Source organism: Chryseobacterium sp. GVT01B (assembly GCF_019970045.1).
GTDB lineage: Bacteria > Bacteroidota > Bacteroidia > Flavobacteriales > Weeksellaceae > Chryseobacterium.
The window spans coordinates 522,187-546,157 of the sequence record NZ_JAHXYI010000002.1 but is presented as its reverse complement, the minus strand read 5'-3'; the positions used below and the strand labels follow the sequence as shown (position 1 = coordinate 546,157).

Below are 23,971 nucleotides of genomic sequence, written 5' to 3'. Positions count from 1 at the left end.
AACTTGTACAATGAAAAAATTAATTCCAATCGTAATACTATTATTATTCTTTACAGCTTGTCAGCATGATAGATTGGAGGATAAGCAGTCTTCTTTTGAAATAAAGGCTACTTCTTCAGAATACCTTACTGCTTCTTCATTTCCGGTAACCAGTGTAAGTGGTAATATTACAGCCAATACAACCTGGAGTGGAGTCATCGAAATGGACGGAATAATAACAGTAAAAGATGGAGCTACACTGACAATCCTTCCAGGGACATATATTAAAGCAAAACCAAAAGGCACAGCAGTTCCATCAGGAGTTCTGATCATCACAAAAACAGGAAAAATCAATGCCGTAGGAACAGAAAATCAGCCAATTATTTTTACAAGTTATAACTTGTTGGACGGGAATGAAGACACTATTGGAGAGCCAGGTGACTTTGGAGGATTGATCCTGCTGGGTGATGCTTTAACGAATACATCGTCTACAACAACCATTGAGGGTCTGTTCGGACCTGATTATTATTATGGCGGGACTAATCAGAATCACAACGGAGGAATTGTGAAATATGTGCGCATTGAATTCGGAGGAACAGATATATTTCCTTATACAATCCATGAAATTAACGGCCTTACTTTAGCTGGAGTGGGCAGTGGTACTACTATTGATCATATTCAGGTATCTTACGGTAAAGACGATTCCTTTGAGTTTTATGGAGGAAACGTAAATGCTTCCAATCTTATTTCTTTTGCACCAGACGATGATAATTTCGATTTTAATAATGGATATACAGGAACCGTTACATGTGCACTTGCTTTGGCAGATTATCATTCTACACATAGTCTCAGTGGGGCAGTTAATGATTCTCACGGTATTGAACTCGATAATAATATTGATGGAACATCTACAGCATTGGTTACACATCCGGTAGTAAATAATCTTACAATAATAGGGCCTTGGAAATCCACAATGGGCGCTATGTACGGAAATGGAATTTACGTCAGAAGAAATGGACGATTAACATTGAATAATGCTGTCATTACGGGATATCCTGTAGGAGTTAAAGTAGAAGGCACAGGCTCAATGCTTGCTTCTGCCTCTAATTATAATACGATTCAGGTCCACGGATTTACAACTTCTGTTACAGGTGCTGGTACATCAGGAATTCCTGTTACAAACTTATCTACCGGGCTTTCTGCTTCCGGGTGGGGGATGAATCAACCATTTTTTAATGAAGGAGGATGGAATATATCACCAAGAAATTGCGGCAATTTTCAGGGACTTTGGACTAAATATAATTTCTCCATTTTGGAATAAGGAAATGAACCTTATGAGCATGGAAATAGAAATTTAGATTAAAAGATATCTTAATTATAGCAGCGTACAGGTTTCGGGAACCTGATCAAATGACTGGAAAATACTGATGATGCGCACAGCAGTACAGTTCTGAAAAAACCGGACGTTAATGGCTTTTCCCAGGTATTAACGGTTTCTATGGGAACTCCCGCAATGCAGTTCCTCCTGCAGAGATGGGATGAACACCAAAAAACAAATCGAAGGAATAGAGAGGAAGATATTCCTGAATAAAAAACTGATCTGGTATATAAAATAACACGACCGGATTTATTAAAAATTATAACAATGAAAAGACTAACTCTAATTGCAGTGGCAGCATTATCTCTTACAGCTTGTCAAAACGATCAACTGGCGGACTCATCTTCTCCATTCGAAATGAAATCTACTTCTGCTGAGTACCTTACAGCTTCGGCTCTTCCGGTAACCAGCGTAAGTGGTGCTATTACTTCAAATACTACATGGAGTGGTGTAGTTGAATTAGATGGAGTTGTAACTGTAAAAAATGGTGCTACATTAACAATCCAGCCTGGTACATTCATTAAGGCTAAGCCAAGCGCAAACAATACAGCTACAGGAGTTTTGGTAATTGCTAAAACAGGAAAAATCAACGCAGCAGGTACAGAAGCTCAACCAATCATTTTCACCAGCTACAAATTGTTAGACGGAAACGAAGATACAACTGCTGCTCCTGGTGATTTCGGAGGTGTTGTTATATTAGGAGATGCTCCTACAAACACTCCATTCACAAAAACGATTGAAGGATTATCTGGTCCTGATTTTTATTACGGAGGTACCAATGCTTCTCATAATGGAGGAACATTGAAATATGTACGTATCGAGTTTGCAGGGTATGATCTTTTGGCTCCTAACTCAGGAAACGAAATTAACGGTCTTACTTTAGGAGGAGTAGGAAACGGAACTACTTTGGATCATATTCAGGTATCTTTCGGGAAAGATGACTCTTTTGAATTCTTCGGTGGTACTGTAAACGCTTCAAACCTTGTTTCTTTCGCTGCGGATGATGATAACTTCGATTTTGATAACGGATATACAGGAACTATTACTTGTGCTCTTGCTTTGGCAGATTACAACTCTACACACAGTCTTAGCGGAGCAAGCCCTGATTCTAACGGTATCGAGCTTGATAACAACGCAGAAGGTTCTTCTACAACATTGTTGACTCACCCGGTTATCAACAACCTTACGATCATTGGTTCTAAGAACTCTACTAAAGGTGCTTTGTATGAAAACGGTATCCACATCAGAAGACACGGTAGATTAACATTAAATAACGCTGTGGTTACAGGTTACCCTGTGGGAATCAAAGTAGAAGGTACAGGTTCTGAACTTTCTTCAGCTTCTGCATACAGCACGATCCAGATCCACGGATTTACTACTTCAGTTACAGGTACAGGAACAGCAGGAATCCCTGCAGCTAACCTAGCGACTGGTACTCCTGCATCTCTATGGGGTATGAGCCAGCCTTTCTTCAACGAAGGTGGTTGGAATGTATCGCCAAGAAACTGTGGAAACTTCCAGGGACTTTGGACAAAATACAATTTCTCAATTGTAGAATAATAAAAACTTTAAAAAAGCAGGGAACAGCATATGCTGATTCCTTGCTTTTACTTCAAAAACCTTAATAATCAGCATTATGAAAAAAATAATTTTATCATCTGTTTTGTTTTTATCTCACCTGGCTGCAGCACAGACTCTGGTATGGGGAAATTCTTTTGATACTCCTGCTGACCTTCAGGGATGGACTTTCCATGATTTGAACAACAATAGCAACGGATGGGTACAGGGACAGAACATTTATCACAACGGAACTGCTCTAACCTATGGAACTACCGGAGTTCTTCGTCATTCTATCAGTTTGGTTCCAACCGGAAATGCTACTGGATTTGCAACAGAAAATGACTGGATTATTTCTCCTCAGATTGATCTTACAAATACTGCAGGAACCGTTACGCTGGCTGCCTATATCGGGAGACAGAGATCTACTCATACTATTGTTGCCAGAGAGCTTTTTATTTATGTAAGCACACCACAAAAGGAAATTCCTGCATTATCAGACTTCCAGGCAATGACAGTAGATGCGGATGGAAATGATGTTCAGAGTATATATAAAATACAGGTAGGTGACTCAGCTAATCCTTTTCCGGCTGATCTTACCCAGTTTGTAGAATCCCTTGTAGATCTTTCCGCTTTTGCAGGGAAGAAAATCTATATCGGAATGTGGTCAAACAGAAAAACAAGCGGAAATAATGTCCAGAATATCAATATTGATGAAATCGGAATTTACGCTACTTCATTTTTGGGAACTAAGGATGTAAAAAGAAACAAAATTGTAACACAAATAGCAGAAAATCCGGTAAAAGAATCTCTGCAGCTGCAGCTTAATCCGGCATTGAAAGAAAATATGACGATGGTAACCATTTACAGCGCAGCAGGACAAAAAGTACTTACCGCTCAGTATTCTAAAGCAATCAACACAGCAGGTCTTACATCTGGAGCTTATATAGCAGAAATTACAGATGGAAAGACTACAGAAAGGTTGAAGTTTATTAAAAAATAACTCTTCTCCCCTTAGAAACTGATTCCAGAAAGACCATGAATTTTTAATATAAGATAATGGATAGTATTGATAAAGGCTATCCAGAACATATCCAACTAGTTTTTTTATAATTATATATTGCCCTGCTCCCGGGTAGGGCAATATTTTTAAGTTTTACAATGAAATAATTGACGAAAGATGAACAGAATCTTTGCATTACTACTATTATTTACTGCACTGCTTTCATGCACAGACAACAATACGATGGAGCTGTATGATAAAGTACAGAAACCCGGTGAGGTTAATATCAAAGGATTTTCCAAGCCTGATGTCCTTCAGCTGAGGTTCAATGGAGCACCTGTATCCATTGACGGAAAAACATCCTATACCAATAAAATTGAAACACAACTTCAGTTTGTCCTGGATCAGGGTGAAACCAATAAGCTGTCCGTATATAATAATGAAACAGGAACCGAAATTGCAAAATACAATATTACCTATGACAATATAAATGATTATAAAAACTTATACTTTTTCAATCTTCCGGGGATTTATCTGCAGACTTATGCTGTAAAACCTCAGGTTAATCTTGGAAAAGTAGGGTTTGAATTTATTTTTCCCAATCTTGGCGAATTTTCCGGAACCACACTGAAAGAAGTGAAAGGCGTTCTTAAAAGAGAAAATGGAGTGGTACTGGCAGAATTTGACAACATAGGAAAAGACAATTTTACCGCAATGAAAATCTATAGTTTTTTCAGTTCTACAGCTCCGATATATCTGGAACTGTACAAGCCGGGAACTACAGAACCTTATTCCGGATCTAAAATGATTCAGGTGAAACTGAAACAGCACACAGGAGCAAACATGATTGTTCTCCAGGAAAAAATAGAGAATGGGGAATGGGTGGTAAAAGGAGATATTGATGTCGCAGAATATCTGTAATTGCGTATGAAAAACTTTTTAAAACTTCAATGCATTGCGATCGCAGTCTTTCTCATTTCGTGTACGAATAATAATGACGAAAGCGCACCTGTTTTTCCGGAAGGAAGTACAGAATCTGTCAATCTCTGGGTTCAGGACAGTATGAAACGGTATTATTACTGGGCAGATCAGATGCCTGCAAAACCAGATTATCGCCTTCCCGTAAAAGATTTTTTTAAAAGTCTGCTGTCTTCCCAGGACCGGTTTTCTTTCATGGTCAATACTGAAGATTCTTCTACCTATCCACGTTCCATAAGGAATATGTACGGTTTTGATTATACCGTTGCCAAACTTGCCAACAATCAGGTTGTTACAATCGTAAAGCTGGTTCTTCAAAACTCTCCGGCTTTCAATGCAGGACTGGAACGGGGAATGATTATGACCAAAATCAATGGAAAAGTCATCACAGCAGCCAATGCAGAATCAATGGCTTCATCCATTAAAGACCAGACCGTTGTGGACCTTACCGTAGGAAAATGGCAGAACGGAACGGTTACCGATGAAAAAAATATTACCGTTTACTATGGCTTTTCTTTTGAACAACCCGTTTTATCTAAAGTTTTTGAGAAAAACGGTAAAAAAGCAGGATATCTGTATATCTATGATTTCCCGGATGGAATGACACAAACCCTGAATCAGAAGTTTGCAGAATTTAAGGCTGCCGGAGTACAGGAACTGATTCTTGATCTCCGCTATAATTACGGAGGTTCAGTGTCATCTGCAGCAGCTCTTTGCTCATTGATTCCTTCTGGGCTGTCATCTGGTTCGCCATTCATCATTTTTAAAGGAAATAAAAACGGAGGTGAAGTAAAAAGAACATTTGCCCAACAGATTGCTTATGATCCCAAAGCTCTTGATTTTAATACTCTACGTGCCAATGCACTGGGATTACAGAAAGTATTTATTCTTACTTCCAACAGTACAGCATCTGCAGCGGAAATTGTCATCAACAACCTGAAGCCGTATATGCAGGTTATTCAGATCGGAGATACTACTTTAGGTAAAGATATGGCCGGATTTGTAGTAGAAGACAAACGGAAACCGAGAAAAATTTCCTGGCAGATTCATCCGGTAATTTATAAAGTATTTAATGCCAGTGGAGCCGGAGAATACAGCAATGGAATTTCTCCACAGATCATGGTCAACGAATATGCCGGGCTGCCATTATTACCTTTGGGTGATCCTAACGAAACCCTTATTTCTTCTGCCCTTAATGGAGGTTATTTCAAATCCACAGGTCAGGAAAAGAACGGAAGCGTTACAATTCTCTATCAGAGTGATGTGCCTCCTGTGATGATGGAAAAATAGAATTCGGATAGAGAAAGAAATGAAGTAAATATTTTTAACCATTAAGAAATTTGAAGAAATAAAGTATAGTTAAGACCAATCATTCTGATCTTAAGTTAAAGCGAAGTTTGATCTTAATAATCTTAACACCTTAATACAATCTTAATGGTTCAAGAAAAAATTAAAAGATTTATTTAATAATAAAAAAAATAATATCGAATAGTAAAAGGATAAAACCTTTTTTGCCCTTTTACCTATTCAGGAACACCATAAAATCACAAAATCATGCAGGGAATAGAACCGAAACTTCACATGAACCTGACCAGCCGTATTGAATATTACCGTCTGCTGATAGAAGCTGCAGAAGATCCTGAAAGCCAGCCTTCGGATGTGGTTACACAGATTTCAGAACTGGGTCATCTGTATGAAGAATATCTGCTTAATAAAAAGAATCTGGAGAACAGCATCAAAAACTACCGGCAGTATCATAATGATTTACGGAAAAACCTTACCGTAAGGCTTCGGGAGCTCAGAAGAAAAGCAAGGCAGAAATAATACCTGAAACTACTTTATCAGCTGATTTTGCTGTGAAATTCATACCTTTATAACATCAAGCTGAAGGATGAAAGGTTTATGAATTTTAATCAAGCAGAGTTTTCCGGTAATTTGCATCTGTTCTGGCAGTTTTCCTGGCCGCAATGGATGATATTCAGTCTTGTCATTAACAGTTTTCTGTACCTGTTTTCTATAGGTTTATATGTTTTTATTGAAAAGACCTGCCGTAAAAGTCAGCTGCAGGAAAAAAATCATCCTGTTACAAGATCCGATTTCTACCTCAGCCTTTTTACCATCATCTGTAACAGCTTCGTCATGCTGCTGGGAGCTTTCTTATGGAAAAACGGATGGATTGTGCTTGGAGAAACTCAATCGGTAGTTGGGATAACAGCAGAAATCATTGCTTTGCTTCTTTTGATGGATCTTCTGATGTATTTCTTTCATTACGGAGCCCACTTGCCTTTGATCTACAAAATTCTGCATAGAAAGCACCACGAGCATGTAAGTACCAATTTTCTGAGCCTTTTTGTTCTCCATCCTTTTGAAACAATAGGGTTTGGATTCATGATGCTCGTTTTACTCATCGGTTATGATTTCTCCGTAATTTCTATTTCCACTTATCTAATACTCAACCTTATCTGGGGAACCATAGGACATCTGAACAGGGAATTTTTTCCGGCCTCATTTGACCGTTTATTCGTAGGAACAACAAGATTTCATAATCAGCATCATCTGGACGAAAGCAAAAACTTTGGATTTTATACTTCTATCTGGGACAGGATATTTGGGACCTATAAGTAAGAGAAGGATATTACAATTTTACATGACTCAGCACTTTGCTTAGCAGGTAATTAAAATTTTCCAATTCTTTAGAAGTCAGTATAGAAGCCGTCTGTTTGGTAATGTTTTTGCGGAAAGTTTCTGAATTTTCTATAATAAACCTTCCCTTATCTGTTACTGAAAGATTGTATTTCCTGTGATCTGTTTCCTCCTGTTTCTTAAGGATCAAATCATTGCTGATCAGAAATTTCAGCTGCTTCGAGATGGCTGCCTGGCTGATGTTAAATGCTGCTGAGATTTCCCTTCCTGTGGCTGTTTCTTTTCTTAAAATAAATTCAATGATATTATAATGAGCAGCAGTAACTCCATTGATATTTCCCCGGTTCATATGTGCCAGAATAAAACATTGGAAATTGGTGAATGTGTTAAAAAACTCTTTTTCAATGTGTTTCATGATAAATATACTTAACTTAGTTAATTATTAACAAAGTTAAGCAATTTAAATATGGAAAATATAGAAATTACGAACGCCCGGCAAAATAATCTCAAAAATATTTCCATAAAAATTCCAAAATATAAGATCGTGGTTTTTACGGGAGTATCAGGATCCGGGAAATCTTCATTGGTTTTTGAAACCATTGGAGCTGAGGCTCAGAGACAGATTAATGAGACCCAGAACAGTTTTATCAGAAACCGTCTGCAGCATTATGGCCTGCCTGATGTGGATAAAATTGAAAATCTGAATGTTCCTATCATCATCAATCAGAAGCGGCTAGGAGGAAATGCCAGATCTACGGTGGGAACGGCAGCTGATGTATCTGCTTCCTTAAGGTTGTTATTTTCGAGAATGGGAGAACCTTTTGTAGGATATTCAAACGTTTTTTCATTTAATCATCCGCAGGGAATGTGCCCGGAATGTGAGGGATTGGGTTTTGTTCAGACCCTGGACGTGAATGCTTTAATTGATCGTGAAAAATCCTTACATGAAGGAGCACTCCGGTTTCCGACCTTTCAGCCGGGTGGATGGCGTTTAACAAGATATACCTTGTCCGGATATTTTGATAATGATAAGAAACTGAAAGATTTTACAGAAAAAGAGTGGGAGATTTTGCTGTATGCACCAGAGCATAAACCCAAACATCCCCATAAAGACTGGGGAAAAACCGTAAAATATGAAGGGCTTGTTCCAAGAATAGAAAAAGCGTTCCTGAAAAAAGATTCTAAAGAAAACATCACAAGAAAAGATGCCCTGAAAAATATTGTGATTACAAAAACCTGCCCGTTATGTGAGGGAAAACGGTTGAATGAAAAAATACTGTCCTGTAAGATCGAAGATAAAAGTATTGCAGATTGTATGGCTCTTTCTGTGGATGAACTGCTTGAGTTCATTACTTCGTTGGAATCAAAGCAATATGAAGTCGTTATCAAAGAACTTTCGGCAAAACTACAGAATATTATGACCATCGGATTGCAGTATCTGACTCTTGACAGGAGTACCAACACCCTTTCCGGAGGAGAATCACAGCGTATAAAAATGGTACGGAGTCTGGGAAACAGTCTGATAGATCTTTTATATATATTTGATGAGCCCAGTATTGGTCTTCATCCAAAAGATCTGCAAAATATTATCACGATCATACAGCAGATCAGAGATAAGGGAAATTCTGTCTTAATTGTAGAGCACGATCCGGACCTGATAAAAATGGCAGATCATATTATTGATATAGGCCCGGGCTCAGGAAGAAACGGGGGAGAAGTGGTCTATGAGGGAACATTTAAAAACTTAAAGACTTCAACCGGCAAAACAGGGTCTTATTTTGCAAGGAAACCTTTTATAAAGCAAAAATTCAGAAAGCCTGATGGTTATCTGGAAATTAAAAATGCCAACAGGTATAATCTTAACAATGTGACTGTAAATATCCCAACCGGAGTAATGACCGTTGTAACGGGAGTGGCAGGATCTGGCAAAAGTACTCTGATTAACCGCATTCTGCCGGAGCTTTATCCTGATGTGACCATTATTGACCAATCTTTGTTCGCTGCAAGTGCCAGGTCCAACTTGCTTACGTATCTGGGGATATCAGATATTGTGCGTAAGCTTTTTGCACAATCTAATCATGTTTCAGACAAACTGTTCAGCAGAAATAGTGAAGGAACCTGTAAAAACTGTAAAGGATTGGGAATAGAAAAGATTGATCTTGCTTTTATGGATGATATTGAGCAGCCTTGTGAAGTTTGTGGAGGTTCGGGATTTGATCCTGATGTGCTGCAATACACATACAGTGGAAAAACGATTGTGGAAGTGATGAATATGACCGTTTCCGAAGCAGTCTCTTTCTTTAAAGAAGAACCTGTTCTCAAAAATTTTGATCTGCTGATACAATTAGGGCTTGATTATTTGACTCTTGGACAAAGACTGGACAGCTTTTCCGGAGGTGAGAGACAGCGCCTGAAGCTGACAAGAGAGCTGAAAAATACCAATCAGATCATTATTCTTGATGAACCAAGTACAGGTCTGCATCCAAGTGATACCCAAAAACTCCTGACTTTTTTTAATAGTCTTGTAGATCAGAATAATACACTGATTGTCATAGAACACAATCTGGATATTATTTCACAGGCAGACTGGATTATTGATATGGGACCAGGTGCAGGAAAATTTGGCGGGAAAGTATTGTTTGAAGGCACTCCGCTGGAGCTGTTGAAAAACAAAATATCATTCACTGCAGAGTTTCTGAAGAAGCATATTCAGTAAAAGGAATGAAAAATGAAGAGTATTAAGTTGAATTCAACTCATGAGATTGCTTCATCTTTGGTTCGCAATGACAGTGTGGCTCAAATTAATACTCTTAAAACCTTATCAGCCTTTATGATTGAAAGGCTAATTTTTATTTAGCAGATTTCACAGCAGATTTAATGGCTTTCTCAACTATTCTCCAATCATAAAAGTGAAATACTCTGCCATTGCTCATCGCCACGAAAACTCCTTTAGGAAATTTTGGACCTAAATTAACATTCGTTACCTCAGAACCGTCACTTTCCAGTGTAGAAACAGGAATTTCGGCAATTCTTCCCTTTGATTGATCTTCTCTCAGATAAACATTGAAGGTATCATTCTGCTGATTGGAAACCAGAATATATCCTTTTCCTTTAGAAGTAGGGTAGATGGAAATTCCTTCCACATCAGATTTAAAATCACCCTTCCCGAAAACGGATAATTCCTCATTTCCTCTGTCCGGATCTGCATAATATTTGTGAACGCCAAACTGCTCATCAGAATAATAGATATACCCCATTTCATCATCTACAGCGATGCTTTCAATCTCTTTCAGCCCGCTGTATTTCCCGAATTTACGAACAACTTCTCCAGTAATGACGCTATCTTTTTCAATCAGTTTATATTGCCAAAGGTAGCCGTTAGCCGGACCTGATTTTCTTCCCACAATGACAAATATTTCTTCTGTCTGAGGATTTTTATAGAGAGAAACTCCCATCGGACCACGTTCGGATTCTCCGTCAAATACAGAGATTTCTCCGATTTCTTTCAGCTCAGGAAGCGTATATAACTTTACTTTGTTGGTTTCCCTTTCCGTTACGGCAGCAATATCTGTTTTTTTACCATTCAGCATAAAACCATATTCCAGATCAACGTTGTTGGGACGTTTCAATCCCAAAACCTTATTGATGATTTTTCCGTTAAGGTCAAAAGCATATAATCCTCCGTTGGTATCTTTATCAGTTCCGATGATGATACTTTTTGAGGTATCCTGTGGATTGATCCATATGGCGGGATCATCCGTATCATGAACCACAGTTTCTGTGATAACTGTGGGTTTTAATTTTTCTGCTAACTCTTTCTGCCCTGTACAGTTCATCACAAAAGGAAGAACTGAAAGAGCCAGTATATAATGTATGTTTTTCATATGTATTTAAAAATCAAATTTTACCCCCATTGTAAACCTTGGCCTGTAATATTCAGCCTGGGCGGTTCTGCTCTGGATTCCCTGGTAATATCTTAACGGCTGATTGGTCAGATTATTGGCTTCTGCAAAAACTCTGAGCTGGCTTGTAATTTTGTAGGAAGCATTGGCATCAAGGAAAAACTGTTTGTCATAATAACGGTCGTCAAAGGCTTTTCCTCCCAGTTCATCAATATAATGAGACGCATAGTTCATAGAAACTCTGGCTGAAAAACGTTTGTTTTCCCAGGAAAGAGATCCGTTGAACATATGAGGAGCGGCTCCTGGGAATCCTACATCTGTTCTTTCAATGCCTTCTTCATTGGTGATTCCTTTTGCTTTGGATTTGGTGTACGTATAGTTTACATACACTCCAAGACCCTTCCAGAAAGCTCCGGGGATGAAGTCAAGCTGTCTTTGTAAAGCTACTTCAAAACCATAAATATCTACATTATCACCATTACGCTGCTGGGTAAATTTCCAGTTGCTTTCCCCTGCAGGAATTGGGTTGGATTGTCCTGCAAAATCATTTGCGAAATCATTTGCCGTATAATTTCTTTGGGAATACGTGTAAATAAAGTTATTCAGGTTTTTATAAAAAATACCTCCAGAAAGTATCCCTACAGACTTAAAGTACTTTTCTGCCATAAAATCAAAATTATATGCATAGGTTGCTTTTAAGTTCGGATTTCCGGCAGCTACGATCTCGTCTTCTGAAATAACATTAAGGTAAGGAACCAATGAATAATAATTCGGGCGGGCAAGAGCTGTAGTAAATGCTGCACGAAGCACAAGATCCTGAATCGGAACATATTTGAAGGAAATATTAGGAAGAACATTTGTATACGTATTCGTATTATTGATTTGTCCTACAAGATTCTTTTCATTCATTACATAGTTTCCGGTGTAATCAATGTTGGTTGTTTCAATACGTGCTCCAACGATCATGGATAATTGATCATTGAAATCCTGATCCCAACGGATATAACCTGCATAGATCTGCTCCTTCGCATTGTAATTGCTTGAAAGATATTTCTCAGGCTTTAATTTTCCATTAAACAAAGCAGGATTGAATAAATCCAGCCCTCCAAGGAAAGCAGGATCAACGAATGTTCCCGGAACATAATTTCCCGGCTGGAAGTTCTGACCGTCAAGATTTATCGTTGGCACAGATAAAAGGCTTCCCATAGTGTTCACAGGCGTAAAAGAATAGAAATCATTTTCTCTTTCTTTTTTCTTCAGACGCATACGGAAACCGGTACGAAGACGCCCTTTCTGGCCATCAATTACAGAAAATGGAAAACGTACATTCACTTTTGCGCCCAATTCTTTTTCCTGTGTAAAGTTATTGGCATCCGAAAGGTCACTCAGTTTGTAACTTCCTAAATTATCTGCAGCAAGGAGATTGAACATCGGTTTTTCAGGATTACTAAGATCGGGAGAGAAATTCATTTTGCTGTTTTCAAACTCAATATAACGCTGATGAGGCTTATCCTCGCTTGCAATGGCATAGTTGACTGACCAGTCCAGATCTACTTTAGAACCTAATAAATGTTCCCCTCTCAAAGCATAGTTCTGAACTTTCTGTTTCTCAAGACGGGTATTGTCATTATTAGCATCACCACCTTTATTTTGTCTTGTGATACTTCCTTTCCAGTCTGTAATCTCTGTTTCATCGGCGTTATAGACCGGTTTTATTTTATATCCTAAAGCCAGCCTGGTTTCTTTATCATTTCTGAAATTATACATGGCAGAAGCATAGATCTTGTTTTTGGAATTGAATTCATAATCCATATTAAGATCAAAACTATGTCTGATACGGTGTTCATTATAATAACGAACTCCCATTTTACTTACATAAACCGTCTGTGCAAGATCGTTCGCCTGGCTCCACACCGGCTCTATATTATCCGAACCAAAATTATTGTTGTTATAGGAAAAACTGAATACAGCCCCTAGTTTTTTATCTAAAAATCGGTTTCCATACACAAATCCTGCGGTATAATTTCCTTTTTCACGGATCGGATTGTATCCTCCGGCAACCGTTGCAGAAATTCTTTGTCCGTTCGGGGAAGCCCTGGTAATAAGGTTTACGGAACCTCCGATGGCATCAGCATCCATATCCGGAGTCAAGGTTTTATTCACCTCAATCGTGGAGATCATATCAGAAGGGATCAGGTCCATCTGTACATTACGGTTATCCCCTTCAGCAGAAGGAATTCTGTCACCATTCAGGGTAACAGAGTTAAGATTGGGAGCTAGTCCTCTGATAATAAGATTTCTGGCTTCCCCCTGATCATTCTGTATGGTAACTCCCGGAACACGTTTCAAAGCATCCCCGATATTGGCATCAGGAAAACGCCCGATCTGGTCAGAAGAAATGACATTGGTAATATTGGCGTTGTTTTTTTGCTTGTTTAAAGCTCTTGCCTGATTTTTTAAAGTAGCTCCAGAGACTACAATTGCAGCAATAGAGTTTTCTTTTTTGTCGAAAATAATATTCTGACGGGTATTTTTCTCACTTTCAACTGTTACGTTGTATTCATGAACACCATACCCAAGATAATCAATTTTCATAGTATAACTTCCCGGAGGAACATTCAGGAAAACAAAGTTTCCATGCTCATCTGAGGTGGTATAAATGTTTCCCGGGCTCAGAGAGATCTTAGCTCCCGGAAGGGCAATTTTCGAGTCGTCATTAATGTTTCCGGAAAGAGATCCGGTTTGTGCATAGAAAAAAATAGAGGCACAAAATAAAACAGATGTAAAAATTTTCTTCACTTTTCCTTTTTTAGATAAAAATCACAACAAAATTAAACGACTGTTTGGAAAAGGAGTTGAAGAGAAAATTAAGTGTTTCTTAAGAATTGTTAATATAGGAAGATAAAAGATAAAAGAAAAAGATGTTGTTATTAAAGTTCAGATAAACGGTTTGATGATAAGATAAATCTAGATTCCTGCGGAATGACAAACAGGAAGGATACACTAAGAGTATATAATTGATGAAATAACTATTAATACTATACAAATACACGCACACATTGTCATTCCGTAGGAATCCAAATAATGCATTTAATTTTTTGAAATTTGGCCTTTTTAAAATTTCGAAATATTGAGTATCTCCTGCACGATAATTTTAGACTTTTCGATTAATTCATTGGATCTGTAAAGCTGGCTGGTGAGTATCGAACTTTCAAAAAGAAGGTAGATATGAGCTGCTGCAATATCGTTTTGAATGTCTTCATTGAAGCATTCTCTCAGCTTACTTTTATGATGCCGGATTACCTTGTGAATCTCTTCCTTGTCAGCAGGAATTTCAGATAAAATATTCAGAAAGCTGCATCCTCTGAAGTCTTCTCTTTTATTCATATCAACCAGAAAATCAAACGATTTTAGCATCTTTTCCTGTACTGTTTTTGTTTCTGATGTAAACTGTTCAAGTTCCGAAGCCCAGTAGTCATATCTTTTATTAAGAAACTCAATGCAAAGTTCATCTTTAGATCTGAAATGCAGATAAAAACTTGCTTTTGAGACCCCTGCATCTTCAATGATCTGATTGATCCCTGTATTGTTGTAGCCCTGTCTATGGAAGAGGACCATAGCGGTGCTTAGTATTCTTTCGCGAGGTCGGGGCATAGTTTAAAATTTTCCACAAATGTAAACAAAATATGAACAGACTGGTACATTTTAAATAAATCCTCTGGCATAATACAGTTGTATAACGAAAAATAACAGTGTAAAAAACCAAACGATATAAGGATGATAACTGAAATTATTCTTCAGAATGTAATGCAGGGCTTTGAAAAGTTTAAAAATACCGATAAGACCAACGATCATAAAAACAAGGAAAGCCATGAAAAAGATATAATCTCTTGTTTCATAATTGGTTACTTTTCCAAGGTGGTCCAGATAAGATTCCACATTAATGGTTTGTCCCAGAAACATGGCAGAGCTGATTAATATGAAAAATGGAGTAGACGTATATACAGTAGTATAAATGAAAGAAAACAGCAGCGTACGGAAAGCAACAGTGTTTACTTTCTCCTTTTTGTACCATAATAAAGCAACACTGAATAGTACTGCCGTAACATTATTCATCAGAAATATAAACAATGCCTTCTCTACCATGCTCAATCCCTTGATCTTTGAAATAATATTGTGTTCACCACCGTAATCCATCAGAAGTACAGAAATGATGACAGACGTATAAACAGATAGTTTGATAGGGGAGAGATGGTCCTGAAAACGTTCAGTTTCTTCCTTTTCCATCTCATGTACAGAAAGATCATAGCATCGGCGGGGATCCTGAAATAATTTGAAAATGGTTACCGGAACCAGCAATATTTCAATAATAATCTGCAGACACAGCTTCTCAAAACTATCGATTAACTTTTCAAACATATACATGGAGATTAGGGAACGTACTATGCAATTTAATTAAATTTTAAACGATATCTTAAAAAATTAAAGTCTCTAAACAAAAAAAGAGGATGGTTTATTATAATCATCCTCTTTTATCAGTATAAAATTCTTCCTGTTATTTAGGAAGTCCTCTTTTCAATGCATTATTGGCGATCTCCACCGCTTTTCTTTCTTTCCAGTCCATATACCTTTTTTTGTATCGTCCTTTCATGAAATTATCAAAATTACGCTGAACAGCAAGATTCCAAAGAGAATGTGCCTTTACAGCCCAGCTTTTGTCCCATGCACGCAGGGAAATAGAGAAAGACCCATCCAGATATTTCATCCAGTGCCACCATCCTGTAGGCATGAATAAGGTATCTCCGTGTTCCAGGAAACATTCAATTCCTTCAATACCATCCAGTGCCGGAAATTTTTCAAAATCAGGATTGGCAATATCATAATCCTCCAGTGCATAAGTAGCATATGGAAGTTTGTAAAGTCTTGATTTCCATTTGTATTCAAACAAAAGAACATGTTTTCTTCCATTGAAGTGGGTGTGGAAAATATGAGGCATGTCTATATCATAGTGAAGGAAGGTCACAGAACCTTTACCTCCGAAAAACATACTCGGATATTTATCTAAAAATCCACCCATCAGATTCTTTGGCGGAACATAGTCGTCCAACAGTTTTGGTGCAAATTTTATAGGATCAAAGAAAAAGATTCTCAGATCAGTAGGTTCCCTTTGAATAAGGTCAACATAGTCACGAAAAGGCATTTTCGTAGTCGGAGTATTGATAGGAGCGGCGGGATCTGCTTTGGAACTGTCGTAAAGGGGAACTTCAACGTCGCCAACCACTTCTTTCATATATTCCATTGTCCACTTTTGGTAGGCAGGCCATTTTCTAGCCATATTTCTGATTACCACTGGCTTACATGGCTTTAGATATTTTTCACGGAAATCTTCTTGTGAAATATCATCTACAATATCAATTGGTTTAAGGATTATTCCCATTCGTTCAAATTATTAAGCTAAAGTATTAAATATTTACGACAATAAAATAGAAAGAAATAAAATTATTTGGAATTAATATAAATAAATGATAAAATACATATTCCGGTTTAATTTTTTAGAGTTATTGTGACAGATTTTTAACTTTTATAGCTCTAAAATATCCTGTGTTGATGCTGTAAAATGAGAGTTGTGAAATATAATAATTGTATGTATCATTGTGGTATTAAAAACAACCATGAAAACTTTCACTTCGATTATTTTTTCGCTTGTATTTGCAAGTGCTTTTTCACAAAAATCAGCTAAAATTTTTACTTCAGATATTGACAATTTTTGGGTGGCCTATGACAGCATTCAAAAAACAAACGATCATACCCAAAAACTGACTCTGATTAAGAAGCTCTATACAGACAAAGCAACATCAGGCCTGAAAGCCTTTATGAAAGCCAGAGATTATAATGATACGGTGTTTGTAAACATCATAGAAAAGTATCCTAAATTCTTGAACTCGATCAGGCCAAATACTCTGTCGATAAAAACTAAAACAAATGAGCTTGAAGCCAGTATTATCAGGCTGAAGGAACTCTATCCGGACCTCAAAGAAGCTGAAATGTATTTTACGATAGGCGGACTTAATTCCGGAGGAACAGTGAGTGGAAATAAGGTATTGGTGGGTGCCGAACTTGCCACCGGGCTTCCGTCTACAGATGTTTCAGAGTTTCAGGATGACTGGATAAAGGAGGTTTTTGCAAATCAGTCTCTGGATAATATCGTCTCTTTAAATGTTCATGAATATATCCATACCCAGCAGATTGGAGACCGCAGAAAGGTTCTAAGCCAATCTATCAAAGAAGGTGCCTGTGATCTGATTGCCGAACTGGTCATGAACAAGCCTTTGGAAAGGAAATATCTTTCCTATGGGAGAGCACATGCAGTTGAGGTGAAGGATTTGTTTAAAAAAGAAATGTTTACCGGTAATTTTGCCAACTGGCTGTATAATGGGAGAAAGAAGGGAGAAAGCGCCGATCTGGGCTATTATATTGGATATGAAATCTCTAAATCCTACTACGAGAATACAAAAGATAAAAAACAGGCGATAAAAGATATTATAGAGCTGAATTATGACAACGATAAGGCTGTTGAAAATTTTCTTACCAGATCAAAATTTTTCAATGAAAAAATTGATAAACAAAAGCTGATCAAAGAATATGAGAAAAATTTACCCTATGTTGTGAAAACAGAACCAGCAAACGGTTCCGTACAGGTCAATGCTGACACAAAAGAAATAAGAATTATCTTTTCAAAAGAAATGCTTCCCAAAAGCTATTCATTCAATCTCTCCGATAAAGGAAAAGAGTATTTTCCGATCACCAAAATAATAGGAATGGAAAATAATAACAGAACATTGGTTCTTTCAGCAGATCTGAAACCGGGTAAGGAGTATGAATTTGTAATTACGAACAAGAGTTTCGCTTCTAAAGACGGCTATCCTCTGAGGGATGAAACGCTTCTTGTGAAATTTAAAACAAGTGATAAATAGTTTGAGAATCCATGAATGATAATCTGCTTTTGTATACGGTTTCAATAGTTTGTTTCTTGGTCATTATTCTAACGTTCTGGCACAAAAGGAAGTTTGGTGGTGTCAATATGATATTGTTCTGCTTATACAATTCAGTATTATATTATCATTTAGTTTATGATGGCAGTGGAGGACAAGGTCTTGTTTGGTGGTTTTTTCTGCTTGTTTTATCAGGATGTCATATGCTGGCAATTTTGATTTACTTTATAATAATAACTCTGATCAAAGACAACCGTTTACGCAAAAATAAATAAGGATTTGAAATAAGACTTTATCAATTCATAGTGTCCATTCTTCCTGATAAAAATATTTATATTTAAAATCTTCAATATTCAGTCAGCTCCATTGAAAAAACTATTACATCATTTAAAATTCAGATTTTATCAAAGTTTCAGGCTGCTAAACCTGAATCCGAGAGCAGGCATACCTGTTCTGATTATTCTTGGAGTTCTGATTGCCATTAAGATACCCGAAGATTACTATTATCCACCTTTATTTTTTATACTGGTATTGCTGTTTCATTACGAAAGAAAAGACATTCCTTTTCTTAAAAAAGTTTTTGTCAGAAGCTGGCGTTGGATCATTGTACTTGAAGCGGTATTCATTTACAGTATTTTGCTATGCGGAAATATTCATTATACATTTGAGAAAACCGCATTACTTTCACTTCCGATGTTTGTCTTACTGGCTTTTATCACTCCAAGATCCCAACCCTGGATGACATTTCAGTGGAACTTTATTCCTGATGATTTGTTTGAATGGAAGAGTTTCCTGAGAAAAAACACTTTGCTGGCGGTTCTGGGATTTGCTATTCTCTGGTGCTCAGCTTACCATCCTGTGACTCTGGTTTTTGTGGGAGCTTTTGCATTGGATTATATCTCACATCTTTACGAGCCTAATGAAAACAAAGAAATGCTGGAAATGTATTTCAAAAAATATACTTTAAGAGAGAAGCTCAGAAGAAATTCTCTGCTTTTCAATGCTTTGCTGCTGCCAACATACTGTCTGTTTTTGATTCTGAACCCTGCTGAAAGTTTATACCTACTTTATTATTTTGCCTTTATGAACCTGTATTTTATGCTCATTCTGACCAGGAAATATAAGCAGTATCGTCATAAAGAAAAGAGCAATTACTATACGATAGGCGTTTTTATTGAGTATACTATATGCAGTATAATCATTATTCCGGCGGTATTCCTGTTGAAAAATAATATAAAAGAAGCTTCTCAAAATATTAAAACCTATGTTGGAGATTAAAAATATACATGTTCATTTTAAAAATCAGAATGTTTTAAATCGCCTGAATCTATCCATAGAAGAAGGCTGCATATTGGGATTGCTTGGGAAAAATGGGGCAGGAAAGACCACTCTGTTTGAATCCCTGTACCAAAGCATGCCGTTCACCGGAGATATTACCTGAAAGAACGAACGTTTGAAGCGGGAAATGATTTCTTATCTGGAAACCGAAAACTATTTTTACCCTTATATTACGGGAGAAGAATATCTTGCGTATTTTACTTCAAAAAAAGAAGTTGAAATCAAGGAAATCATTGAAAAGTTCAATCTTCCGATGAAAAAATATGTGCAGTATTATTCCAGTGGAATGAAGAAAAAACTGGCTCTTATCGGAATGCTGATGTTGGATAAACCTATTAATATCCTGGATGAACCTTTCAACGGGGTAGATTTTGAAGGAGTTCACATCCTTTATGACATTATCAGACATCTGAAATCCGAAAACAAAATAGTCATTGTAAGTTCCCATATTATTGAAACTCTTTTTCATACCTGTGATAAAATCGCTTTTCTGCAAAATGGCAATATTGAAAAGATCTATGAAAAGGAAGAATTCAGCCAATTGAATGCCCTTAAATTCTAGATTGTTTTTTATATTATTTTAACATCTGGAGAACGCGCTCTCAATGATTTTTTTATTAAATTACCATCACAAACTAATAACTTATTTATTATGAAAAATTTAAAGAAAATCGAAAGAAAGAGTTTAAAATCAATCACCGGAGGCCGTCCGCCTGCAGAAAGTGAATGTATCGCATGTGGCTGCCCTACATCAGCATGTTATTATAAAAACGGAAACGGCGGAGGCGGAGGCTGTGGTGATATCAGATGTGCATAAAAATTTTATAAACTAACCTTCCGGCATCCGGAAGGTTTTATTTTTTTCTATTAAAAATTAGTCTCTGTATATTTTCTTTTGATAAGCAACATGATGAGAGCCAGAATGATGCCTATAATGCTTGACCATACTATATTTTCAATGCCATAATGAGCAATCCAGAATCCTCCGAAAAGCGTACCCGCTGTTACAGCTAAATTCCCGCAAGAAGTAAAAATACTATTGATGAACTCCGAAGAATCTGAAGAAGAGGTCACATTGATATTGCTGATCAGAAACCCTCCGGAATGAACCAGTCCCCAGCATCCAACAATCCAGATCATAGGTGAAAAAAGGTTTCTGTAATACCAGATCAATACATGGATGCCGGATAATAACATCAAAAATAAGAGGGTCGTCTGAAACGGAAATCTGCTCATATATTTTCCCGCAATTTTATTCCCGATAATTCCTACCGTTCCAAATAAGAAAAGCATCAGGCTGACCTGTTTTCCATTCATCTGCGTTATATTCTTTAAAAAATCAGCTATATAACCATAAGTAGAATACATGGCAGCAATAGTGAAGAATGCAAGAAAAAGCCCAATCCACAAGTGTTTATTGTAAAAAATGTGACTGGGAAAACCTTTTGAGGTTTCGGTTTTACTCTGAATTGCTGGTAAATAAATCCAAACACCTGCTAAAGCCACTGCATTGATAAAAGCGGTAAGCAAAAAAGAAGACTGCCAGGAAAACAGATCAGACATAAAAGCAGCCAGAGGCACCCCCAACACAGTAGCCAGGGTAAGTCCCGAAAAAATAATGCTTACCGCCATTGACTTTTCTTTAGGATCAGACGTTTCTCCGGCAGCAGATAAAGCTATCGACCAGTAAACCGGATGGAAAAATGCAGGAATCATTCTGACAGCAAGCAACAGATAAAAATGGGTGATATATGCAGAAAGAACATTTGCTGTCACAAAAATAAGCAACGAAAAAATGAGCAGGCTTTTTCTTTTGAAAGAAGATAGTGCCAAAAGCATAAAAGGACCGAAAACAGCAACGATCAACGCAAAAGCACTCAGCAGCCAGCCCGCTTTTTCAATGGAAACCCGGAACGCTGAAGCAAGCTCAGGCAATACACCAATAACTCCAAATTCTGTGGTTGTAATTCCAAAAACACCAGGTGCCAGTACATAAAGATTTCTGTTCATTTTCATTATTTTTTTTGCAAATTTGCACAATAGACTATCAGAAAACTATATACTTACTCTTTAGTTCTATACTTGCCTTTTTGAAAGTGTACATAAAAAAACGACTATTATGCCTCAATTTTTCCACGATAAACGATTGTATTATACTCCGATTGAATTTGCTCTAAGTCATATTGGAGGAACCTGGAAAATGCCTGTTCTATGGAGATTACAGGAAAAACCTCTCCGTTTCAGTGAGCTTAAAAAGGATATTCCTCATATCACAGACAAAATGCTGACCAGCCAGCTGCGTGAACTGGAAGCCAAAGAAATGATTCATCGTGAGGTATTTCCCGTAGTACCGCCGAAAGTAGAGTACAGCCTTACAGAGAAAGGTAAAAAAGCCATTCCGGTTATCGAAACCATTATGCAGTTTGGTTACGACCTGATCAAAGATGAAGGTATTGTTTTTCCGCCTAAAGAATAAAAAAGTTATATCGTCTTTTTTCATACCTTCACCTAAAATCTATTCTATAGTATGAAGCTGAAATTAGGGATCTTGGACCAGTCACCTGTAACAATGGGCAGCAATGCAGCCTCAGCATTGGAAAATAGTGTCAATCTTGCCCTACTGGCTGAAGAAACAGGATTTCATAGTATTATGTATTCTGAGCATCATGGAGTAGAAGCTTATGGAAGTTCCAGTCCTGAACTTTTAGCAGCAATTATACTCAGTAAAACCAGCCATATCAAAATAGGAACCGCCGGAATTATGATGCGAAACTATTCCGCCTATAAAATTGCAGAATGGTCCAAAATGCTATCCACTCTATATCCAGAACGTTTTATTCTCGGATTGGGAAAGGCTCCCGGAGGATTGAAAGATGCTGTTATGGCGCTCAATAATCATAAAGCGGTAGTTTTATCAAATATGGAAACGAAGCTGGAAGAAATCATTCAACTGATCAGGGATGAAGAAGGAATTTATGACGGACTGATTGCACAGCCCACGCATGTACAGCATATTCCTGAAATCATGTGGCTGGGATCAGGAATGACTTCCGCAAAAGAAGCTGCTAAGCATGGGACAGGGTATTCCTTCGCTGCTTTTATGAACAGTGAGAACGGGATGGAAAATACAGAAGCTTATCTCAGAGAATTTGACGACACCCAATATTTTTCCCAACCTTCTTTGCAGGTGGCCGTTGCTGTATCGGTAGCTGATACTATTGAAGAAGCCAGACGGAATGCTTATGGAATGGCCTACCAGTTTTTACAATCCCGTCAATTAGTCAGCCCTAATGCGGTTCTATCTCCTGAAGCTGTAGAGCAAAAGGTTTTGGGAACTAAAGATGAAGATGAATTTTTTACCTTTTTAGAGAGAATTATCATAGAAACACCACAGTCTGTAAAGCAGAGATTAGAACAGGTTTCAGAAAAGTACAATACGGATAATCTTTTGATATTGTGTAATATGCATCAGGAAGAAGATCGTGTTTATACCTATAAGAGTATCATTAAAAATAATAACTAAGCCTGCAGGAAAACAAAAATTTCTGTTTTACATGGGCTGTATTAAAAAATAATTCAAACTCATGAAGCAGGATATTTCAAAATTCTATATTATTACAGGCGGTCCGGGAGCCGGAAAAACAACGCTGTTGGATGAATTAAACCAATATGGATTGGCAACAGTTCCTGAAGAAGGCAGGAGAATTATTAAAGAACAGATAGAGTCCGGAGGAGAAGGACTTCCCTGGCTGAACAAAGAACTTTTTGCTAAACTGATGTTTGAAGAGTCGGTAAAAACCTACCGGAAACTCAATCAATCGATCCACTTGAAACCCGTTTTTTTTGACCGTGGAATATGGGATACGCTGGGATATATGCGGCTTGAAAATATTCCTGTTCCGGAAGTAATGATAACAAAAGCCCGGGAAATGGTTTATAATAACAATGTTTTTATTCTTCCCCCATGGAAAGAAATTTATGAAAATGACCCGGAAAGAAAACAAAGCATTGAAAAAGCCATCCTTACTTTTGAATGCATGAAAGAAATTTATCAGGAATATGGTTTCAATATCATTGAAGTATCAAAAGTTACTGTAGAAATGAGGGCTGCGTTTATCCTTGACAGAGCTTTGATGTAAAACTGAAACAGGCCCAGCTGAAGGCTATCCTTTATCAACAATCAATTATCATTTATTATAGT

21 protein-coding genes and 1 pseudogene are annotated in these 23,971 nt (G+C 37.4%); 15 read left to right on the top strand and 7 right to left on the bottom strand.

Features of this window, described 5'->3' with window-relative positions:
- Positions 1 to 10 precede the first annotated feature (10 nt).
- The 7 genes from LC457_RS05895 (at position 11) to LC457_RS05865 (ending at position 7,520) form a co-directional block, all read left to right on the top strand.
- Positions 11 to 1,300 (top strand): hypothetical protein, encoded by a 1,290-nt coding sequence (locus tag LC457_RS05895; protein WP_223599036.1) that lies wholly within the window; start codon positions 11 to 13, stop codon positions 1,298 to 1,300.
- Positions 1,301 to 1,624: 324 nt separating this feature from the next.
- Positions 1,625 to 2,917, top strand: a complete 1,293-nt coding sequence (locus LC457_RS05890; RefSeq protein ID WP_223599035.1) for a hypothetical protein — start codon at positions 1,625 to 1,627, stop codon at positions 2,915 to 2,917.
- Positions 2,918 to 2,993: 76 nt separating this feature from the next.
- On the top strand, positions 2,994 to 3,917 hold the full coding sequence (locus LC457_RS05885) for a T9SS-dependent choice-of-anchor J family protein (RefSeq protein ID WP_223599034.1): 924 nt from the start codon (positions 2,994 to 2,996) through the stop codon (positions 3,915 to 3,917).
- A 177-nt stretch (positions 3,918 to 4,094) separates the two neighbouring features.
- Positions 4,095 to 4,838 carry a hypothetical protein gene (locus LC457_RS05880; protein WP_223599033.1) on the top strand — a complete coding sequence of 248 codons (744 nt, stop codon included), beginning with the start codon at positions 4,095 to 4,097 and terminating at the stop codon, positions 4,836 to 4,838.
- Positions 4,839 to 4,844: 6 nt separating this feature from the next.
- Positions 4,845 to 6,185 (top strand): S41 family peptidase, encoded by a 1,341-nt coding sequence (locus LC457_RS05875; protein WP_223599032.1) that lies wholly within the window; start codon positions 4,845 to 4,847, stop codon positions 6,183 to 6,185.
- Between the two features lie 264 nt (positions 6,186 to 6,449).
- On the top strand, positions 6,450 to 6,719 hold the full coding sequence (locus LC457_RS05870; RefSeq protein WP_047422568.1) for a hypothetical protein: 270 nt from the start codon (positions 6,450 to 6,452) through the stop codon (positions 6,717 to 6,719).
- Between the two features lie 78 nt (positions 6,720 to 6,797).
- Positions 6,798 to 7,520, top strand: a complete 723-nt coding sequence (locus LC457_RS05865) for a sterol desaturase family protein (protein ID WP_223599031.1) — start codon at positions 6,798 to 6,800, stop codon at positions 7,518 to 7,520.
- 10 nt (positions 7,521 to 7,530) lie between these two features.
- Here the strand turns inward: LC457_RS05865 and LC457_RS05860 are convergent, their stop codons facing one another.
- Complete coding sequence (locus tag LC457_RS05860; protein ID WP_223599030.1) at positions 7,531 to 7,953, bottom strand: MarR family winged helix-turn-helix transcriptional regulator; 423 nt, start codon at positions 7,951 to 7,953, stop codon at positions 7,531 to 7,533.
- Between the two features lie 51 nt (positions 7,954 to 8,004).
- On the opposite strand from LC457_RS05860, the gene LC457_RS05855 reads away from it, so the two are divergent.
- Positions 8,005 to 10,254, top strand: a complete 2,250-nt coding sequence (locus LC457_RS05855) for an excinuclease ABC subunit UvrA (protein ID WP_223599029.1) — start codon at positions 8,005 to 8,007, stop codon at positions 10,252 to 10,254.
- Between the two features lie 133 nt (positions 10,255 to 10,387).
- Here LC457_RS05855 and LC457_RS05850 read toward each other — a convergent pair whose 3' ends face one another.
- The 5 genes from LC457_RS05850 to LC457_RS05830 form a co-directional block, all read right to left on the bottom strand.
- On the bottom strand, positions 10,388 to 11,422 hold the full coding sequence (locus tag LC457_RS05850; protein ID WP_223599028.1) for a phytase: 1,035 nt from the start codon (positions 11,420 to 11,422) through the stop codon (positions 10,388 to 10,390).
- A 6-nt stretch (positions 11,423 to 11,428) separates the two neighbouring features.
- Positions 11,429 to 14,239 carry a TonB-dependent receptor gene (locus LC457_RS05845; protein WP_223599027.1) on the bottom strand — a complete coding sequence of 937 codons (2,811 nt, stop codon included), beginning with the start codon at positions 14,237 to 14,239 and terminating at the stop codon, positions 11,429 to 11,431.
- A gap of 315 nt (positions 14,240 to 14,554) precedes the next feature.
- On the bottom strand, positions 14,555 to 15,094 hold the full coding sequence (locus LC457_RS05840) for a TetR/AcrR family transcriptional regulator (protein WP_223599026.1): 540 nt from the start codon (positions 15,092 to 15,094) through the stop codon (positions 14,555 to 14,557).
- A 51-nt stretch (positions 15,095 to 15,145) separates the two neighbouring features.
- Positions 15,146 to 15,859, bottom strand: coding sequence for a hypothetical protein (locus LC457_RS05835; protein ID WP_223599025.1), 714 nt, complete (start codon positions 15,857 to 15,859; stop codon positions 15,146 to 15,148).
- A gap of 136 nt (positions 15,860 to 15,995) precedes the next feature.
- Entirely contained in the window at positions 15,996 to 16,877 is an 882-nt protein-coding gene (locus LC457_RS05830) for a cupin-like domain-containing protein (protein ID WP_149831655.1), read from the bottom strand.
- Between the two features lie 235 nt (positions 16,878 to 17,112).
- Between LC457_RS05830 and LC457_RS05825 the strand changes: the two genes are divergently transcribed.
- The 4 genes and pseudogenes from LC457_RS05825 (at position 17,113) to LC457_RS05810 (ending at position 20,587) form a co-directional block, all read left to right on the top strand.
- On the top strand, positions 17,113 to 18,414 hold the full coding sequence (locus tag LC457_RS05825) for an Ig-like domain-containing protein (RefSeq protein WP_223599024.1): 1,302 nt from the start codon (positions 17,113 to 17,115) through the stop codon (positions 18,412 to 18,414).
- A gap of 384 nt (positions 18,415 to 18,798) precedes the next feature.
- A complete protein-coding gene (locus LC457_RS05820) occupies positions 18,799 to 19,710 on the top strand; it encodes a hypothetical protein (RefSeq protein ID WP_223599023.1) in 912 nt (303 codons plus the stop codon).
- Positions 19,697 to 20,332, top strand: a pseudogene (locus tag LC457_RS05815) (ATP-binding cassette domain-containing protein). The gene LC457_RS05820 and the pseudogene LC457_RS05815 overlap by 14 nt, the downstream one beginning before the upstream one ends.
- 90 nt (positions 20,333 to 20,422) lie before the next feature.
- Positions 20,423 to 20,587 carry a hypothetical protein gene (locus LC457_RS05810; protein WP_156121018.1) on the top strand — a complete coding sequence of 55 codons (165 nt, stop codon included), beginning with the start codon at positions 20,423 to 20,425 and terminating at the stop codon, positions 20,585 to 20,587.
- A gap of 50 nt (positions 20,588 to 20,637) precedes the next feature.
- Here the strand turns inward: LC457_RS05810 and LC457_RS05805 are convergent, their stop codons facing one another.
- The gene (locus LC457_RS05805) at positions 20,638 to 21,780 is read right to left on the bottom strand and encodes an MFS transporter (RefSeq protein ID WP_223599022.1); all 1,143 of its coding nucleotides are present in this window, start codon (positions 21,778 to 21,780) and stop codon (positions 20,638 to 20,640) included.
- A 109-nt stretch (positions 21,781 to 21,889) separates the two neighbouring features.
- Between LC457_RS05805 and LC457_RS05800 the strand changes: the two genes are divergently transcribed.
- The 3 genes from LC457_RS05800 (at position 21,890) to LC457_RS05790 (ending at position 23,909) form a co-directional block, all read left to right on the top strand.
- On the top strand, positions 21,890 to 22,246 hold the full coding sequence (locus LC457_RS05800; protein WP_223599021.1) for a helix-turn-helix domain-containing protein: 357 nt from the start codon (positions 21,890 to 21,892) through the stop codon (positions 22,244 to 22,246).
- Positions 22,247 to 22,297: 51 nt separating this feature from the next.
- Entirely contained in the window at positions 22,298 to 23,293 is a 996-nt protein-coding gene (locus tag LC457_RS05795) for an MsnO8 family LLM class oxidoreductase (RefSeq protein ID WP_223599020.1), read from the top strand.
- A 61-nt stretch (positions 23,294 to 23,354) separates the two neighbouring features.
- The gene (locus LC457_RS05790) at positions 23,355 to 23,909 is read left to right on the top strand and encodes an AAA family ATPase (RefSeq protein ID WP_223599019.1); all 555 of its coding nucleotides are present in this window, start codon (positions 23,355 to 23,357) and stop codon (positions 23,907 to 23,909) included.
- Positions 23,910 to 23,971 lie beyond the last annotated feature (62 nt).